Origin of the sequence: Sphaerisporangium viridialbum (genome assembly GCF_049674955.1) — a bacterium.
In the GTDB taxonomy this organism is placed as follows: Bacteria; Actinomycetota; Actinomycetes; order Streptosporangiales; family Streptosporangiaceae; genus Sphaerisporangium; species Sphaerisporangium viridialbum.
Map to the genome: position 1 here is coordinate 4319922 of NZ_CP187232.1, position 17666 is coordinate 4337587.

Annotated in this window: 15 protein-coding genes and 1 pseudogene; 9 read left to right on the forward strand and 7 right to left on the reverse strand. The window is 68.7% G+C overall.

The window, feature by feature from the left end:
- The first annotated feature begins 2 nt into the window (after positions 1-2).
- From ACOZ38_RS19180 to fxsT, 5 genes are all read left to right on the forward strand, one after another.
- On the forward strand, positions 3-1070 hold the full coding sequence (locus tag ACOZ38_RS19180; protein WP_424532335.1) for a hypothetical protein: 1068 nt from the start codon (positions 3-5) through the stop codon (positions 1068-1070).
- A 246-nt stretch (positions 1071-1316) separates the two neighbouring features.
- Positions 1317-2516 carry a cytochrome P450 gene (locus ACOZ38_RS19185; protein ID WP_424532337.1) on the forward strand — a complete coding sequence of 400 codons (1200 nt, stop codon included), beginning with the start codon at positions 1317-1319 and terminating at the stop codon, positions 2514-2516.
- A gap of 218 nt (positions 2517-2734) precedes the next feature.
- Positions 2735-3325, forward strand: a complete 591-nt coding sequence (locus ACOZ38_RS19190) for a TetR/AcrR family transcriptional regulator (protein WP_424532339.1) — start codon at positions 2735-2737, stop codon at positions 3323-3325.
- A gap of 73 nt (positions 3326-3398) precedes the next feature.
- Positions 3399-4016, forward strand: a complete 618-nt coding sequence (locus tag ACOZ38_RS19195) for a dihydrofolate reductase family protein (RefSeq protein WP_424532341.1) — start codon at positions 3399-3401, stop codon at positions 4014-4016.
- A 326-nt stretch (positions 4017-4342) separates the two neighbouring features.
- The gene (gene fxsT / locus ACOZ38_RS19200; protein ID WP_424532343.1) at positions 4343-6988 is read left to right on the forward strand and encodes an FxSxx-COOH system tetratricopeptide repeat protein; all 2646 of its coding nucleotides are present in this window, start codon (positions 4343-4345) and stop codon (positions 6986-6988) included.
- A gap of 181 nt (positions 6989-7169) precedes the next feature.
- Here fxsT and ACOZ38_RS19205 read toward each other — a convergent pair whose 3' ends face one another.
- From ACOZ38_RS19205 to ACOZ38_RS19225, 5 genes are all read right to left on the reverse strand, one after another.
- Positions 7170-7361 carry a transposase gene (locus tag ACOZ38_RS19205; protein ID WP_424532344.1) on the reverse strand — a complete coding sequence of 64 codons (192 nt, stop codon included), beginning with the start codon at positions 7359-7361 and terminating at the stop codon, positions 7170-7172.
- Positions 7362-7526: 165 nt separating this feature from the next.
- Entirely contained in the window at positions 7527-7931 is a 405-nt protein-coding gene (locus ACOZ38_RS19210; protein WP_405149313.1) for a DUF732 domain-containing protein, read from the reverse strand.
- A gap of 757 nt (positions 7932-8688) precedes the next feature.
- On the reverse strand, positions 8689-9579 hold the full coding sequence (locus ACOZ38_RS19215) for an NAD-dependent epimerase/dehydratase family protein (protein WP_424532347.1): 891 nt from the start codon (positions 9577-9579) through the stop codon (positions 8689-8691).
- Between the two features lie 429 nt (positions 9580-10008).
- The gene (locus ACOZ38_RS19220; RefSeq protein ID WP_424532348.1) at positions 10009-10605 is read right to left on the reverse strand and encodes an SDR family oxidoreductase; all 597 of its coding nucleotides are present in this window, start codon (positions 10603-10605) and stop codon (positions 10009-10011) included.
- A gap of 674 nt (positions 10606-11279) precedes the next feature.
- Positions 11280-11903 carry a TetR/AcrR family transcriptional regulator gene (locus ACOZ38_RS19225; protein ID WP_424532350.1) on the reverse strand — a complete coding sequence of 208 codons (624 nt, stop codon included), beginning with the start codon at positions 11901-11903 and terminating at the stop codon, positions 11280-11282.
- A 104-nt stretch (positions 11904-12007) separates the two neighbouring features.
- Here ACOZ38_RS19225 and ACOZ38_RS19230 point away from each other — a divergent pair, with 104 nt between their 5' ends.
- Positions 12008-12817, forward strand: a complete 810-nt coding sequence (locus ACOZ38_RS19230; protein ID WP_424532351.1) for a nuclear transport factor 2 family protein — start codon at positions 12008-12010, stop codon at positions 12815-12817.
- Between the two features lie 448 nt (positions 12818-13265).
- Here ACOZ38_RS19230 and ACOZ38_RS19235 read toward each other — a convergent pair whose 3' ends face one another.
- Complete coding sequence (locus tag ACOZ38_RS19235) at positions 13266-14267, reverse strand: alkylmercury lyase family protein (RefSeq protein WP_424532352.1); 1002 nt, start codon at positions 14265-14267, stop codon at positions 13266-13268.
- An 87-nt stretch (positions 14268-14354) separates the two neighbouring features.
- Between ACOZ38_RS19235 and ACOZ38_RS19240 the strand changes: the two genes are divergently transcribed.
- Positions 14355-14762 carry a heavy metal-responsive transcriptional regulator gene (locus tag ACOZ38_RS19240; RefSeq protein WP_424532353.1) on the forward strand — a complete coding sequence of 136 codons (408 nt, stop codon included), beginning with the start codon at positions 14355-14357 and terminating at the stop codon, positions 14760-14762.
- A 91-nt stretch (positions 14763-14853) separates the two neighbouring features.
- Positions 14854-15204, forward strand: a pseudogene (locus tag ACOZ38_RS19245) (Tn3 family transposase); the annotation flags it as partial.
- Between the two features lie 29 nt (positions 15205-15233).
- Here ACOZ38_RS19245 and ACOZ38_RS19250 read toward each other — a convergent pair.
- The gene (locus ACOZ38_RS19250; protein ID WP_424532354.1) at positions 15234-16121 is read right to left on the reverse strand and encodes a LysR family transcriptional regulator; all 888 of its coding nucleotides are present in this window, start codon (positions 16119-16121) and stop codon (positions 15234-15236) included.
- 99 nt (positions 16122-16220) lie between these two features.
- On the opposite strand from ACOZ38_RS19250, the gene ACOZ38_RS19255 reads away from it, so the two are divergent.
- Positions 16221-17393 carry an alpha/beta hydrolase gene (locus ACOZ38_RS19255; protein ID WP_424532356.1) on the forward strand — a complete coding sequence of 391 codons (1173 nt, stop codon included), beginning with the start codon at positions 16221-16223 and terminating at the stop codon, positions 17391-17393.
- Positions 17394-17666 lie beyond the last annotated feature (273 nt).

Genomic DNA, 17666 nt, shown 5'->3' on the forward strand with positions numbered 1-17666 from the left:
CCGTGGTGAGGGTCGGGCAGGCGCGGCGGGTGGCGGCCCGGTGGGTGGCCGAGCACGCCGCCGCGGCGCCGGGGTTCGCGGGCGCGTTCCTGAGCGGGTCGGCGATCTGGTTGCCGGCGCAGGCCGAGCTGCCCGCGACCTCCGACGTGGACGTCATGGTGGTGACCTCCGGGGAGCGGGCTCCGGTCAAGCTGGGCAAGTTCCTCCGCGAGGGGGTGGTGGTGGAGGTCACCTACCTGCCGTGGGACCGGATCCGGTCGGCCGAGGTGGTGCTGGGGTCCTACCACCTGGCGGGGAGCTTCCGCGGCGACAGCGGTGACGGCGGTGACAGCGGTGGGGTCGTCGTCGCCGACCCCACCGGCCGGCTGGCCCGGTTGCGGGCGCAGGTGTCCGCGGAGTACGCCCGGCGGGCGTGGGTCCGGCGGCGGTGCGATGACGCCGAGCGCAGGATCGTGGCGGGGATCGGGTCGGTGGAGGCGTCGGCGCCGCTGCACGACCAGGTGATCGGCTGGGTGTTCCCCGCCGGGGTGACCACGCACGTGCTGCTGAGCGCGGGGTTGCGCAATCCCACGGTGCGGTCGCGGTATGTGGCGGTGCGGGGGCTGCTCGCCGAGTACGGGCTGCTGGAGGTTCACGAGCGGTTGCTGGAGCTGCTGGGGTGCGCGGAGATGACGCCCGCGCGGGCGGCGCACCATTTGGAGGCGATGGCGCGGGTGTTCGACGCCACGGTGCCGATGGCAAGGACGCCGTTGTCGTTCTCCTCCGACATCACCGCGGCGGCCAGGCCGATCGCGGTGGACGGCGGCCGTGAGCTGATCGAGGCGGGCCTGCATCGCGAGGCGGTGTTCTGGGTCGTGGTGACCTATGCCCGGTGCCTGAAGATCATGGCCGGTGACGCCCCGGCGGCCGTCGAGGTGTTCTCCCCCGGTTTCCTGCGGCTGCTCGGCGACCTGGGCGTCGGCTCGCCGCGGGACCTGCGCGAGCGCGGGCGGGAGGTGCTGGGTTTCCTGCCGAGCCTGCGGGAGGTCGCGGGGGCCGTGATGGCGGCCAACCCGGGCATCCGCGACTGACCTTCGCGGCTCATCGGGACGATAACGATCTCTGCCCAAGGCGGTAAAGAGCAATGGAATCCCCGCCTCACCTGCACGGAACACATGCCCTTCTGCACGCACTACCGCAGGATCCCGGTACGGCGCTACCGCGTCCTCTACCGGCTCATCCACGCCCTGCAGGCGCTGCGGAACATGGCCACGGAATAGCGGTTCACGTTCGGAGCGCGTGCGCTGCCGCAGTTAGACCACGACCAAGGAGAGACGATGACCGACATCGTCAAGCGCTACAACGTCCCCGAACAGCTCTTCTGGCTGCGCGGTCCGCGATCGGGTCCGCCGGTCGAGTACGACGCCCGCGCCGGAATGTGGAACGTCTACGGCTACCCCGAACTGCAGGAGGTCCTTGGCGACCCCGCGACGTTCTCCTCCGACACCATGCGCGTGGTCCCCAAGAGCATGAAGCCGTCCAGCGAGGATTTCTCGCTGGACGGTTTCATCACCCAGATCGACCCGCCGGGGCACGGCAAGCTGCGCAAGCTGGTCAGCAGCGCCTTCACCCGCAAGGTGGTCGCGGATCTCGAGCCGAGGATCGCCGCCCTCACCCACGAACTGCTCGACGCGGCGCGCGATCGCGGCCGGTTGGAACTCGTGACCGATCTGGCCTACCCGCTCCCCGTCATCGTCATCGCCGAACTGCTGGGGGTGCCCAGTAGCGATCGCGCCCTGTTCAAACAGTGGGCCGATGCGCTGTTCCAGCGGGACACCAAGGTCTCACTCGCCGAGCCCGCCGACGCACAGAAGGTGGACATCCAGGCCACGCTGCGACCGTGGAAGGAAATGTCCGACTATCTCGCCGCCCACGCCACGGAACGCAAACGGCAGCCGCGCACCGACCTGCTCACCAGGCTGGTCGAGGCCGAGGTGGACGGCGAGCGCCTGCCCGACGACCAGGTGGTCAACTTCGCGATCGTCCTCCTGCTCGCCGGACACATCACCACGACGATGCTGCTCGGCAACACCGTACTCTGCCTGGACGCCTACCCCGAGCAGCAGGACAGGGCACGGGCCGACCGCGCCTCGATCCCGGCCGTCATCGAGGAATCCCTGCGCCTGTTCACCCCGTTCGCCCTCCTCGGCCGCGCCACCACCCGCGAAGCCGAACTCGGCGGCGTGACGATACCGGCCGATCAAATGGTCATGGTCTGGCTCGGATCGGCCAACAGAGATCCTCGGCAGTTCCCCGACCCCGTCGCCTTCGATCCCGGTCGCGCCCCCAACCCGCATCTCGCCTTCGGCCACGGCATCCACTTCTGCCTCGGCGCACCCCTGGCCCGGCTGGAGGGACGCGTCGCGCTGAACATCCTGCTCGACCGGTTCGACCCCCTGCGCACCGATCCGGACGACCCCGTGGAGTTCATGCCCGCACCGACCATGACGGGAATACGCCGCCTTCCGTTGGTCTGACTCCTCACGTTCACAGTCGGTTGCCAGGGGTCGCACGGTCAGCGGCTGCCCGCTGAACAGATGTGCCACCGTCTCCCTGCTCCCGGCCGCCGGCGTCGCCCTGGTGGCCTCTGAGGCGAAGGATGATGCGCCCGAATTCACGCGACCCGTAAGCACTTCAGTTGACGTACTTCAAACACAGTGCTTTACTTGAAGTACTTCAAGGAAGGAAGTGCGAGATGCGTCAGAACCCGGACCGTCGGGCCGCGCTGCTCGACGGCGCCATCGCGGTTCTCGCCCGCGAGGGGGCGCGCGGCCTGACCCAGCGCGCCGTCGACAAGGAGGCGGCGGTGCCCATCGGCACCGCGTCCAACTACTTCCGCAACCGAGACGATCTGCTCGTCCAGGCCGGCGCCCGCGTCTACGAGCGGCTCAGGCCCGGAGAGGACGCGCTCACCGAGATGTTCGACCAAGCGCGGGACGCCGCGTCGTATGGCGCGATGATGCGGGAGAGCGTCGGCAGGATCGCCGCCTTCCGATCCGGGTACCTGGCGCTGCTGGAGCTTCGGTTGGAGGCCACCAGAAGGCCGGAGCTGCGTACGCTGCTCACCGAGCGGGTCCGCGCCGACATCGACGAGAACATCACCCAGCACGAGGCCGCGGGCCTGCCCGGCGGCGCAACCGCCGTCCTGCTGATGTACCTGGCCATGAACTGGCTGATCGTCGAGCAACTCACACTGCCGGATGTCTTCACAGACGCCGAGCGCGACGAGCTGGTCACGCGGGCAGTGGAGCGCATCGTCGCTCCGTTCTCCACCGCCACGAAGTGACACCCGGTGGCGCCCCGCCCCGGGCGGCGCACCCCATCACCGTCCACTGCGACCGATCGACAAAGGACTCATTTTGCGCAAGCTTGTGTACTTCATCGCCTCCACGCTCGACGGCTTCATCGCCGGTCCCGACGGCTCCGACCCCAGCGGCCCCGGCGGCTTCTGGTCCCCGTCCGAGGACTACATCCACCACCTCATCGAGGAGTACCCCGAGACCCTGCCGGGGCCTGCCCGGGCCGCGCTCGGTGTCACCGCCGAAGGCATCCGCTTCGACACCGTCGTCGAAGGCCGCAAGAGCTATGAGATCGGCCTCGCGGCCGGCGTGACCGACGCCTACCCCCACCTCAAGCACCTGGTCTTCTCCAAGACACTGACCGAAAGCCCGGACCCCGGCATCGAACTCGTCGCCGACGACCCGGTGGCGACGGTACGGGAGCTGAAGCGCGATGGCGGCAAGGACATCTGGCTCGTCGGCGGCGCGGAACTGGCCGGCGTGCTGTACGGCGAGATCGACCGCATGATCGTCAAACTCAGCCCGCTCACCATCGGCTCCGGCATACCCCTTTTCGGACGGACCACAGTCTTCGCGCCCAACGCCTGGGAGCTCATCGACCACACCGTCCTCAAGGGCGGAGCGGCCTTCCTCACCTACGACCGGCGCCCCGGCACTCCGCAGTCCTCCAGCAGGTAGCGGTATGCCTGCCGGATCTGGCCCCGGCCGCCGTGAACAGATCGCGCGGGCCAGGCGTCGGCCGGGCCTTGCCCGCCGGCGGTCGCTGCAATGGTCGACGGAACCGCTGACCGCCGCCGTGCCGCGTACCAGGAACCCGTAGGTCAGTACTGGGAATGGACACTCCGCAGATCTGGTTCGGTCACGGGTTCGTGACTGCGTGAGGATATCGGGCTCGATGACGGCAATCTTGAGATGTGTCGTCTCCCTCCCCTTCCTCACCGACGCCGAATCACCCATCCAGCCCTTCAGGAAGCCGACGTGGACGCGGATGGTGGGTAGCGGGGTTGGTCGTCTCGGTCTTGCTGGGCGCGGCCGGGGTGGTCGAGTTGGTCGCAGATCCGCTGCACATCGGCAATGGCGTGTTGGATGTGCTGGACAAGCGGGCCGGCATCGTCGGCATGCTGTTGGGCGCGGCCGGGTTGGTGGTCAGCGTCTGGGGTCTGCGCCCAGCCCGGGTCGCGGAGCCGTCGCCGCCCTCGGCGACAGGCCCCTCGTCGTCCGGGCCGGGATCGCCGGTGGTGGGCGGGTGCATGTCCGGCGGCATGGTCGTGGGGCAGGTCACGGGCGGCCATGTGATCGGCCCGGGTGCGGTGTCGGCGAGTGGTGATCGCGCTGTCGGGGTCGGCGGGGGCGCCGGGGTGGTGATGACCGGCGACGGGGCGTCTTTCACCATGACCACTGTGGCCGCCGCTCCAACGCCCGCGCCGCTGCCGGCCACCATCGCGGTGGGGCTGCCGCCCGGCGGGATGGTGGCGTTGCCCCGAGTGCCGGCGCGGGTGTTCGTGGGCCGGGATGACCGGCTCCGGGCACTGGATGAGGCGTTGCAGGTGGGGGCGGGGGTGATTGCGCAGGCGGTGATCGGGCTGGGCGGGGTCGGCAAGAGCGAACTGGCGCTGCAGTACGCCCACAGGCGTCGGCAGGCCTACGACCTGGTGTGGTGGGTGACGGCTGAGGACGCCGAGCGGATCCAGGCGAGCCTGGCGGGCCTGTGCCGGGAGCTGTGCCGCAGGCACGGCGGACAGGCAGCGGCGGCCGCCAGGCAGGCGCCGACGGAGGAGGCCGCCGCGTGGGCGCGGGCGTGGCTGGCCGGCACACCCGCACGCTGGCTGGTGGTGTTCGACAATGTCGAAGACATCGACCACGTCCACCCGTTGCTCGGCTGGTTCGGCACAGGGCATGTGCTGGTGACCACACGACGCGATATCGGGTGGGAGGACCTGGCCGCCACCGTCATCCGCCTCGACGTGCTCACCCGCACCGCCGCGGTCGAACTTCTGCTGGATGTGCTGGGGCCGGGTGCGGCCAGCGAGGTGGAGGCGGTGGGCGAGCTCGCCGGCGAGCTGGATGGGCTGCCGCTGGCGCTCAAGCAGGCCGCTGCCTATATCGCCCGCACCCCCGGCATGACCGTCGTTGCCTACCTTGACCTGCTGCGCACCGATCCTCACCGGGCGCTGAGTGCCGACCCCCGCCGCACCCCCACCGCCGTAGGTGAGGAGGTGGTAGCCCGGGTCTGGGCCATCACCTGCGACCGCATCGCCCAGCTCAACCCCCTGGCCATCCGCGTGCTGCAGGTCCTGGCCTGCTACGCCCCTGACGACCTGCCCTGCAGCGTTCTGGAGGGGATCGACGGCGCGGACAGCGCCGAGGTCGCCGACGTCCTGGGCCTGCTGGCCTCCTACAGCATGATCACCCCCTCCCCGGATGGGCAGGCGGTCACGGTCCACCGCCTGGTGCAAACCGTCACCCTCGCCGACCTTTCCGACGACCAACGGGCCGAACTCCGCCGCACCGCGGCCGGCCTGCTGCACGCCGCTCTCCCTTCAGACCCGAAGGACATCTCCTTCTGGCCCACCTACGCCCGGCTGCTGCCGCACGCCCGCGCCGCCCTGCCCCCAGGTTCACCGGGCATGGGCGCCGTCATCGACTACCTGAAGGCCAGCGGCGACTATCGCACCGCCAAAACCCTGCAGCAGCACCGCACCACCGCCCTGCGCACCACTCTTGGTCCCGAACACCCGGGCACATTGATCGACCGGGCCAGCCTCGCCTACTGCACAGGCGAATCGGGGGACTTGGCCGAGGCGCGGGCCCTGTTCGCGGAGCTGGTGCCGCTGATCGATCGGGTGTTTGGCCCACAGCACCCGAACACGTTGATCGCCCGGGCCAATCTCGCCTACTTCACGGGCCGGGCGGGCGATGCGGCCAGGGCGCGGGACCTGTACACGAAATTGGTGCCGCTGATGGAGCAGGCGTCGGGCCCACAGCAACCATTGACGTTGATCGCCCGGTCCAACCTCGCCATGTGGACGGGGGACGCGGGGGATGTGGCCGGGGCGCGGGACCTGTTCGCGGAGCTGGTGCCGCTGATGGAGCAGGCGTGGGGTCCGGAGCACCCGGACATGTTGATCGCCCGGGCCAATCTCGCCAACTTCACGGGCCGGGCGGGCGATGCGGCCAGGGCACGGGACCTGTACACGGAGCTGGTGCCGCTGATGGAGCGGGTGTTGAGTCCGGAGCACCCATTGACGTTGCGCGCCCAGTCCGACCTCCCCCACTGGACGAGACATGCGGCCATGCGAGACGGGTACACGGAGCTGGTGCCGCTGATGGACCGGATGTGGGGTCCGGAGCACCCATTGACGTTGATCGTCCGCCTTGCTCAGCGGGCGGACGAGACGGGCGATGCGGCGGTCGCGCGGGACCTGTACACGGAGCTGGTGCCAGTGCGTGAGCGGCTGTACGGTCCGGAGCACCCATTGACGTTGATCGCCCGGTCCCTCCTCGCCCAGTGGACGGGGAAGGCGGGGCAGGCGGCGGCCGCGCGGGACCTGTACGCCCCGCTGTTGCCGCTGATGGAGCGGGTGTTGGGGCCTGAGCACTCGGACACGTTGACCGCCCGGTCCAACCTCGCCTACTGGACTGAGCGGTAGGAGGGGCGTCCCTGAAACGGCCGTTTCCAGGACGCGGAAACGAGAACCGGCCACGCCCGGACATCGGGGCGCGGCCGCTCACCCGTCTATCGTCGCGCAGTCGAGGCCGCTGGGTCGTCAACCCCCGCACTCGGGGTGGGATCACGGCCCTGGCGGACGCGTTCCCGCTCCCGCAGCACCGTCAGCCTTCGTTCCGCCATTGCCGCCAGTAGTGGTACACCGTCTGCCAGGGCGGAAAGTCATGCGGCAGCAACCGCCAGGCACAGCCGGCGCGCAACCAGTAGGCGATCGCGTTCACGATCTCCCGTCGGGGATGCAGCGCAGGGCGGCCACCACTTTTGGGAAAGGGATCAACGGCTCCAGCAGCGCCCACTCCCGATCGGTGAGATCCGCCGCGTAAGAACGTCGATGCTCAGGCACGGGGGTACCTCCCGCACCAGCACCTCACGCCACAACCGGCTTGACCAGCTACCTGAACGACAGCTTTTCAGACACCCTCTAGTTGGTTCAACGGAGGCGCGACCTCTGGAAGGACTCGCTAGGACGTCATGGTGATCTTCGGGCAGATGAACCTGTTCGCCGCGGCCACGATGTCCTGCGCCTGATCCAGGCCCACGATCACCCCGTTGGATAACTGCTTCAACGCGTTGTCTTCCACCTTGGGTTTGGGCAGGCCCTCGGCGATGTCCAGGCACAAGTTCTGTCCTAGGCGCACCGCACGGTCAGGGTTCGAGGCGAACTGCCGGTTCATCTCTTCAAGGGTCTTGAGGAATGCGGCGCGCTGCTCCAGGTTCGGTTCGAGGATCTCCAGGAGGGCGGAAGTCGCAGTGGTCGGCTGGGCCGACGCTGCCGAGGGTGCTGCCGCCTTCCTGGCAACCGTGACGCCGGCGGCGAAGCCGGTCAGCAAGATCGCGATACCGAGCACCGCCAGACCGACCAACATGCCGGAGTTCCTCCGCCGCTTCCGCGGCGGGTGCTGCTCCCGGGTGTGCCATTGCGAGGGTTGCCGCGTCGAAGGCTGCATGCCTTGGCATGGTACAGGCGCACATCGGCCAGTTCTCAAGTGGCTGCTTGGGCGGTTGGGACCGATCCGCGGGTAGGGGTCCCGGTAGAAATGGCGCAGGATCCAACGGATATGCCGCTGACCTGTGCTTATGCAGAGGTTTCGAGCTGGTGGGCCAGACCTGAGCCCTGCCTATCAATGCAGGCCAGAGGCATATCTGTTGGATTTTCGGCCGAAGCTACGGGGACCCTAAGAAATCCCAGAGTTCCCGCGAACCCAAAGGTCGAGTCCAGGCTGTTGGGGTGGTCTGGGGGGTTGTGCACCCTTGGGTTCGCCGGCCCCCAAGGCCGTCTACGGTCAGCCGTTCCCGGAGCGGTACCGGGCGGCGCTCAGGGCCCGGCGACGCGAGGCCACCCCGGCCCGGCGAGCAGTCAAGGCGCCTGAGCCGGTGTACGGGGCCAACCCCCGCGTGAGCAGGCGTCCTCTGCCAGAGCGGCGCCCAGCACCGGACCGAGTCATCCCCGACCGGGGCCGGCACACGACTTCTCGGCTTCACCACCACGACAAAACCTCAACGAAGAGGAAGGAGCTTCACCGATCCCGAGACCCCTTCAACCGTCAAAGCGGCGTGCTCTGTACGGAGAACGCCCAGGTCCTGGAGCTATGGCGACGATGGAGGGCTCAGGGAACTGTGGGGTTATTCCTTAATAAGGCGGAGTTCCGTGTCGATGCCGTGCATGGCAGGGCTCCAGCCGAGTTCCCTGCCCGCGGCGGCGCCGGACAGGCGCTGGGAGTAGGTGAGGGCCTCGGCGAACGGCCCCATGGCGGCCAGGGCGGCCTGGAGGGGGAGGGAGGCGACGGCCCCGCCGGCGCCGAGGGCATGGCTCGCCCGCACGGCGAAGTCGCGGTAGGACAGGGACTCCCCGTTCGTCGCGAGGTACAGTGCGCCGGCCGGTGCCGTCCGCACCGCCCGGACGCACAGCTCCGCCAGGTCGTCGACGTGGACGAAGGCCAGCAGGTTGTCGCCGTCGCCGACGTGGTGCACCCGTCCGGAGGCGCTGACATCGGCGAGAAGCGATTCCGCGATGAAACCGCTGGCGCGTCCGTACACCATGGGGGCGCGCACGACCACCGACCGGACACCTGCCTGGGAAGAGCGGCGGATCTCGGCTTCGAGGGCGGAGCGCCAAGCGAGGAAGACCGGCGGGTCATCAGGCGTGTCGACGTCGACCTCGGTGGCCGAGCCGGTGTCACCGGTGCCCAGCGACCCCGTCACGTAGAGGAACGCCTTCTCACTGCCAGCCAGACGGGCGAGCACCGCCCGGACGGCGGCGGTGTCCGTTGCGCGGAACGCGTCAAGGTCGAACGCCCGCCAGGCGAAGACCACCGCGTCGGCTTCCACGGCCCGGTCGATCCACCGCTCGATGTCCCCGACCTCACCCAGATAAGCCCGCACGCCCTTCCCGCCCAGGGCCTCCGCCGCCTTGGCCGACCTGGCGAGTCCGACGACCTCATGCCCCTGCCCGACGAGCCTGTCGGCGATCGCGCCACCGATGTATCCGCTGGCGCCGACGATGAAGACTTCCACCCGAATCCCTTACCTCAGAGGAGACCATACGAGCGGCGGGCCTCGCTCCTCGCGGAGCGGCCGTCTCCGCGACCTGGCCCCGCCCGGAACAGACCGGCCCACCTCCCGCGAGGCTAGAACCTTGACGCCGGTGTCAAGCCAAATCGGGCGATGGAGCGTGGCGGCGCGGCAGCGGCGAGAAGGTCGCCCGGTGGCGACCGGATCCGAATCGGCATGCCACCTCCCGTGGGGCTCACACAACCGATGACCGGCGCCGCAGAGCTGTTCGCGGCTTGGGCGAGCATGGCTTGTTCCGTGGCGGGGAGCCCGATCCGGTTCCAGTGGTGGATCACGTGCAGGCGGTCACCGCGCGGATCCCTCGGGTGAGATCACCGCGTTCTCTGATCTGCCGTAGCTCGCCGCCCGCTTCCTGGAACGCGGCGAGCAAGTTCAGGAAGCGGAGAGCACGCGGAAACCGCCGTCGACGGGGATGCGGATGCCGGTCGTCGCCTGAAAGTCTCCTCCCACGGCCGCGGCGATCACCTTCGCCACGTCCTCGGGCTCGAGCATCCGGTGCAGCACCGAACGCTCGGCGCGCGCCTTCTCCACCTCCGGCGTCGTCGTGTGGGCCGTGGCGTCTGTGCGCACCGCGCCGGGTGCGACGACGTTCACCCCGACCCCGTACGGCCCGGCCTCCGCGGCGACGTGCCGCGCGAAGGTGTCGAGCGCCGCCTTGGCGGTGGCGTGCGCGAGCGCGCCAGGGCGCGTGAGCTCAGCGCTGAGGCTGGAGACGTAGACGATCCGCCCGCTCCCCTGGCCGCGCATCACCTCCAAGACCCGCTTGGTCAGGTGGAAGATGGCAGCCATTTCGCCGTCCACCTTGCCGATGAAGTCCTCCCAGGTCATGGTGTCCAGCGGTGCGAACGGCGGGGTGATGTTGGCGTTGCAGACGAGCGCGTCGACGGTGTCGCGGCTTTGGATGAGGGCGGCGACCTGCTCCGGATCGCGGACGTCGGCCTGGGCGAGCTCTGCCCTGGGTTCCCCCAAAGCCGGCTGTAAGCCTGCGCTCCTACTGCCATTGCTGTAGGAGCGGTGCCTGCGCTGGCACGACGACATGGCCGGTCGGGTCAGCCAGCCTGGAGCCCATGTCGACCAACCTGCGGACTGTCCGCTCCGGAGCCCGCGGTGAGTGATCTGGTGTGGGCGACCGTTCTGTTCGTGCTGTCCGCGATCGGGTACCACGTGACGGCGCTGTGGATGCCGGCGCGCATGAGCGGCCGGTACGCGGGGTGGTAGTCCCCGCCAGCAGCGACGTCACGGCCCTGACGGCTCTGATGGCCGACCATCCCAATCTGGCGCACGTCCGGCTCGGCACAGCCGACTCGTCGTCTGGCTGCGCGAACGGGGCGGCAGATCCGCCGTCGAGATCTCCTGAGCTCCGTCTGTCGGCGTACCGGCACAAGTACAAAGCCAGGTACGGCTCGAAGTGCAGACCCTGCACCAGGTCGGCCTGCCTCCAGTGATCGGCCACCTTGCCGGCTGTGGGCTCTGGCGACGGTCCCGGTCGGTAACCGTATGTGGCAGATGTCCCCGAGTACCGCGAGCCGCTCGGCTTCCGCATCTGCCGAATTCTGGCCGGCGCGATGTCGTTGCTTCCGGGCCGTCCGGCTACCAGAGGAACGATCCCCAACCGTCCCATCTGTAGACCTATGGGGTGTTTGTTAATCGCCAGTTCGCTGCGGAAGGCCGCCGTGACGTAGTCCGTTCATGAGGAGGGCGAGCAGGCGGTCGGCTTGAGCTGAGCTGTCCGGGGCGTCCTGGGCGGCCCAGGCGATAGCACCGACCATCTTCAGCACATCCGCTTCGTCCGCATCGGCGACGATCACGCCTGACTGGCGCGCCCGCGCCAGCAACGCAGCCCCCACTTCAAATATCTCCGCATGCCAGGTCGATACCAGGTCATTCCCGCGGTCGAGCGCCGAGTTCATCACCGCGGCCGCCAGACCTCGATAGGTCAAGGCATGCGTTAGCGCAGCATGCAACCAAGTGGACAACGCGTTGAATTCGTCCCCAGCCGTCAGCAGCGCGCGACCAAGGTCGACCAACTCGGCTATCTGCTCGGCGAGCACCGCCTCTATGAGATCCAGCCGAGTGGGGAAATGCCGATACAGCGTTCCGCTGGCCACCCCTGCCCGCCGAGCGATCTCGTCCAAGGAGGCGTCCACGCCGAACTCCGCGAACGCAATTTTCGCCTGCTCGACCAACTGCTCGTAGTTGCGTCGGGCGTCTGCACGCCTCGGACGTCCGGCGCGCGACCGCGACTCGTGACCTACCAGTGCGATCACCACTCTCTTGCTAACCGGGGACACAGTCCGTTACCGTGCCCATCTAACCGGACTATGCCTCACCTTACCGGCATCACTCACCCAACTCATGGAGGGCCACCCCAATGGCGCTGTCGGAACAAGACCGAATCGACATCAACGACCTGATCAATCTCCACGGTCACCTCACGGACGTGGGCAAGCTGGACCAAGCGGGTGAGCTGTTCACTCCAGATGCCACCTATGACCTGAACGACTTCGGCAGCGGCTCGTTGCATGGGACCGCGGCCATGCGTGAGGCCGCCCTCGCATTGGGCGACGCCAACCCGGTCGGCCATCACGTCACCAACATCGTGGTCACTGGGATCGACGATCGCTCGGCGCGGGTCCAATCCAAAGGAATCGGCATCAAGGCCGACGGAACGGCCGGCAGTGTCGTCTACGACGACATCGTCACGCGCCAACCTGACGGCTGGAAGATCAGCTACCGCAAGGTGACTGCCAGGCGAGCGGCACTCGGCGAGCAAGAAGTTGGTGCGCGTGAGGTTCTGGAGCGTTTCCGCCAAGCCGCTATCAGCCAGTCCGCCGATGACATGAGCCGTGTGTACGCAGTCGACGCGGTTCATGAGTTCCCGTTCACACGCCCCGGCGTGCCGTCCCGGCTTGAGGGCCGGGACGAAATCGTGAACTGGATAGCCGCAGGGTGGAAAGCCCACCCGCTGAAGTATGAGCGTTACCGAACCCTTGCCCTTCACGACACCAACGATCCGGAAACGATCATCGTCGAGCAGGAAGCCATCGGGACCAGCGCATCGACCGGCGAGTTCGCGCTTCCCAACATCGTTGTGCTCACCGCCCGCAACGGGCAGATCGCCCATCTGCGCGACTACGTCAACGTCCTGGCAGCCGCAGGCGCTATGGGACGCGATATGTAAACGCGCCACCGCGCCGCATCCATCGTCGAATCCGGTCCGTAGTGCAGGCGGTGGTCAGTCCCCGATCTGCTGGCAGACCGGCCGGATCGCGGCGAGGCAGATCGCACCGGTGCGGCGGGTGCTGCGGCTGGTGCGAGCTGGCGGGCTGTCAATCGACGTGACGCTCACCGTGGTGTTCGTCGTGGTGCTGATCCTTCGCTCGATCGCCTTCAACCTGTAGCCCAGACCCACCAACACCCCACTCAATCCAAGCCCCGGCAGCGGACGTCCGCACATACCGCGATTCGCGCGCATCCCTCCGTCCTGCGGTGGCCGAACGTAGTTAGATCAAGCAGCCGTCCTGGTGGACGATGGCAGTCCTCGATCCGGCCGACGTCGATCCGTCGCCATGTGGATCTTCTGCACTCCAAGCGGTACCCCGACATCGTCCCGGGAGACCTTCGGGATATCAGCCGGTGGCGGTCAGCAGGGGCCCGAAGATGCGCTGTCCGAGCTCCAAGGCCTCTGCCTGGTTGAGGACCGTCCCGGTCACCTCGGCGTGGTCTTCCGCCCAGGCGGCGGCACTGGTGCCGCTAGTGAAGAAGTTGATGAAGCCGCAGCACACATCCGCGGCGACCGACGGCACCGCGGCATCGGGCTGGCCGCAGGCTCTGCGGCTGTCCTGCTGGCCGGTGAAGACGACGGTGCCGGCCGGCTCCCAGACCGCCCGTCCGCCGTTTGCGGGGACGATCACGGTGATCGGTTGGCCGGTGCCGGGCTCGGCTGAGGAGATCGTCACGGCGGTGCCGAGCATCGCAGCGATCCCGAGCGCGTCGATCGCGCACATCGAGAACACCGTCGGGCCGTCCTGGATCCGGACAACATGCGGGGTGGGCGCGGCGGAGAAGGGGTAGGCCGCGCTGATCGCTCCACCGGAGTCCAGGCGCAGGAAGTCCGCGGCGTGCAGCAGCGCCAGGACTGTTCGGCCGTCAGTGCCGAACGAGGCGGCTGCCTCGTCCAGTTCGGCCGTCGATGGTGGCTTTCCGGTCTCGGCGAAGGCCCGCAGCACCCGCTGATGGACCGCGCGCAGCCCGCCCTCGACCGGCGCGAGTCGTCCCAGTCCGGCACGGCCCACCGCGTCCGGGAGTACCGGGCCGGAAGGCTCGGCGGCCTGGCTGAGTGCGAGACGCAGGGCCGCCACCGAGGGAGCGCCCCCGGTGTTCCCGGTCTCGTCGCGGTAGATCCGGCAGGACACGCTGGTCAGGGCGCCCGGGGCGGCGAACGGGTCGACGCCGTTGACGAGCAGGGTCGGGGACCCGTGCATCTCAAGTCGGGCGGCGTCCGCCTCGTTCTGGACCACATGGCGGACCAGGTGGGCGTCCGGATGATCGGCCAGGGCCTCGGCGAGGCGTTCCAGCATGACCGGATCGTTCGGGCAATCCGGCACGGTCAGGACCGTCAACTCCAGCATGATCGCCTCCCCAGTGGCTCGTCCAGAAATCTCGACCTCGACCATAGAGGTTCCAGCGCACTGGAAGGTCAACCGTAGGCTGGGAGCATGCGTATCGGCGTTCTGGCCGCTCAGGCGGGTCTCACCGCCAAGACCATCCGGTTCTACGAAGAGTCCGGGCTGCTGGCCAGCCCTCCCCGGACTCCGGCCGGCTATCGGGACTACCCGGCCGAGGCCGTTGCGCGGCTGGCGTTCGTCCGCGATGCGCAGGCGGCAGGACTCACCCTCGCGGAGATCCGGAGCGTCCTTGTGATCCGCGACGGCGGTCAGGCACCCTGCCAGCACGTCACCGACCTGATCGACCAGCACCTGGCCCAGGTGGAGCAACGTCTCGCCGAACTCACCCAGGCCCGCACCGTCCTGGGCGACCTGCAACGCCGTGCCTCGGCCACGGACCCGGGCGGCTGCTCTGCGGACCAGGTGTGCAGCATCCTCACCGTCGCGTCCCAAGACTGACGGCGGGACTCAGTGCCCGGGCGCCGGCCACTGGATCAGCGGTGGCAGCACAGCCGCGCACAACGGGTGGCCTCCGGGTGGTGACCCGTCGGATGGGCATGCCCGGCTATCGGTGGAGAAGCTCGGATCGGTGGGCGAAAGCGCGTCACTGAAATGGCTGCGCGCCGCGTGCCAGACGATGCTGCCACATGTCGACCTGCCCGAGCTCCTGCTGGAGGTCCACGCCTGGACCGGGTTCCTGGACGCCTACGTGCACCTGGCCGATATCTCCACCCGGATGCACGACCTGCCGCAGTCGCTGGTGGCTGAGGCCTGCAACGTCGGACTTACCCCCGTGATCAAGGACGGTGATGAGGCGCTGACCCGAAGCCGCCTGTCGCACGTCGATCAGAACTACGTACGTGCTGAGACCCACGTCGCCGCGAACGCGACCCTCATCGATATAAGGGGCTGAATGGCGAGATTTCGGCCTTAAGTCGCCATCAGCGAGGCGGTCAGGTGGTCGCGGAAGCGGCGGGCCGCCTCGGACACGTAGGCCCCCTCCCGCCAGAACAGCCGCAGTACCCGCTCGGCGCCGGGAGCCGCCAGCCGTACGGGAGAAAACGGCAGCTGCGATGCCGCCAGCGGCGAGTGGAGATACCACGCGGGCCCGAACCCCACGCCGAGCCCGGCGATGACCATCTCGATGCCCGTGGTGGCCTCGTCGATCTCACAGGCGACCACCAGCTCCAACCCGGCCTCGGAAAACAGCCGCTCAGCCAGCGTGCGCTGCCAAATCCCCGGCCGGGTGGTGACAACGGGTTCGCCCGCGAGGTCGGCCATGGTCACCTCCCGCCGGCCGGCGAGCCGGTGCCCGAGCGGCACGGCGAGCAGGACTTCCTCGCGGAGCAGCACCTCATGGCCCAGCCCCGGCCCGTCAAGCACCTCGGAGGCCAGGCAGAAGTCGACCTGTCCCTCGCTCAGCCGCTCGGCCATGACCTCCGGTGTCGCCTGAAAAAGACGCACGGCGACACCTGGATGCTCGGCGATGAAGCTCTTGACCGGTTCGGTGATCGTGAGCAGCGTCTCCGAGGCGAGCGAGACGCTGCCGCGGGCGAGGCCGGCGGCGTCGGAGAGTTCGCGTCTGGCGTCGTCCAGCTCGGCCAGGGCCCTGTTCACCCGGCGCAGGAATGCGGCGCCGAACTGGTTGAGGCGGATCCGCCTGCCGTGCCGGTCGAACAGCGGCACGCCCACGTCGGCCTCCAGCCGCGCGATGGTCCGGCTGAGCGAGGGCTGGGCGACGCGGAGCTCCTCAGCCGCCCTGCTGATGTGCTCGTGGCGCGCCACGGCCTGGAAATAGCGCAGCGACAGCAGATCCATTATGCCTCTAAAGCTATGAATATATGGAAGAACTAGTCTTGGACAGCATATAGCGGTCCTTCTAGGATCATCCGCGAGGATGCGATCTTTGGAGGTTCCGTGCCCTTCGGGTATCTGTTCACTGTGGCGCTCGTCGCTATCGGCACGCTGTTCGCGCTACGGCCGGTGCCGTTCTCGCGCCCGCTCGGCCGCGTGAGCTACTACTTCGGCCTGGCCGCCAACGAACTGCCGTTCGCGGCCTTCTTCTGGATGCTGCTGCTCCCGACGTCGCTGGCGTTCGCCGAAGGTGACATCGACTCGGCGGGCGGCTGGGCGGCCGTCGCCCTGGCCGCCGTGACCGCGATCGGGCTCGCGGTCATCGCCTACCGCGCGATGGGCGAGCGGGCCAGGATCGAGCGCGTCATGGACGAAGGGCTGGGCGCGGGGTGGCGCGCCGCCATCGACGCCGACCTCAGCGTTGGACTGCGGCGCCGTCCCCCGTTGGCCCGCATCCTGCTCCTGCCCATCTTCCGGCGCCGCCTGGACGTCCGGCGCGTGGCCAACCTCGCCTACGGCGACGCGGGTCGCCGCAACCTGCTTGACCTCTACCATCACCGCTCGCGCCCGGAAGGCGCGCCCGTCATGATCCACATGCACGGCGGCACCTACTCCGGCGGCCACAAGAACAGCCAGTCACTTCCCCTGCTCTACCACCTCGCCGGCCAGGGATGGGTGTGCATCAGCGCCAACTACCGGCTACGGCCCGAGGCCCAGCACCCGGACCACCTGATCGACCTCAAGAAGATCATCGCCTGGGTACGCGAGCACGCCCACGAGTACGGCGCGGACCCGTCGACGCTGTTCGTCGCGGGCAGTTCGGCGGGCGGGCATATGGCGGCGCTGGCCGCGCTCACCCAGAACGACCCCGCCTTCCAGCCGGGCTTCGAGGCCGCCGACACCTCCGTGACCGGCGCCGTCTACTTGAACGGCTGGTACGGCACCTACTTCGGCCAGGGCCCCGAGTCCTCGCCGCTGGCCCACATCGCACCGGACGCACCGCCGTTCCTCGTGGCCCACGGCGATCTGGACCCGCTGGTGCCCGCGGCAGACGCCCGGCACTTCGCCGAGCACCTACGCCAGACCTCGGCCGCCCCCGTCGTCTACGCCGAGCTGCGCGGCGGGAACCACGCCTTCGACCTGTACCACTCGGTCCGCTTCGAGGCGGTCATCGAGGCGATCGAGGGCTTCACCGCCTGGGTGAGATCACGGGAAAGAAGAGCCGTAGCCGGCTAGCCGGGACGTCCGCTGAGCGTCAAGGGCCGCCGCGACGGGCTGTTCGAGACCACCAGGTGCTCCGCCTACCGACGGGGCGTCGAGAGGCCCGACATTTGAAGCCGAGTCTTTTGGAGGCCGGGGGGATGTCGAGGCGGCCCGGATGTCGCTGTCGGGGGTGGGCCGCGGCTCGTGGCGGTCCCGGCTCGTCTGGAACATGCGGCCACGCCCTGCCGACGGTTTTTATCGGCAAGCACATTTGAATCGTCGGTGGTCCGGAGTGCTGATCGCCCG

Coding starts and splice junctions, on each gene's coding strand:
- ACOZ38_RS19210 (WP_405149313.1), bottom strand. CDS start 7,931: ATGTTGGTCGGTCTGGCGGTGCTCGGTATCGCGATCTTGCTGACCGGC.
- ACOZ38_RS19250 (WP_424532354.1), bottom strand. CDS start 16,121: ATGGATCTGCTGTCGCTGCGCTATTTCCAGGCCGTGGCGCGCCACGAG.
- ACOZ38_RS19230 (WP_424532351.1), top strand. CDS start 12,008: ATGGCGCTGTCGGAACAAGACCGAATCGACATCAACGACCTGATCAAT.
- ACOZ38_RS19190 (WP_424532339.1), top strand. CDS start 2,735: ATGCGTCAGAACCCGGACCGTCGGGCCGCGCTGCTCGACGGCGCCATC.
- ACOZ38_RS19185 (WP_424532337.1), top strand. CDS start 1,317: ATGACCGACATCGTCAAGCGCTACAACGTCCCCGAACAGCTCTTCTGG.
- ACOZ38_RS19235 (WP_424532352.1), bottom strand. CDS start 14,267: ATGCTGGAGTTGACGGTCCTGACCGTGCCGGATTGCCCGAACGATCCG.
- ACOZ38_RS19240 (WP_424532353.1), top strand. CDS start 14,355: ATGCGTATCGGCGTTCTGGCCGCTCAGGCGGGTCTCACCGCCAAGACC.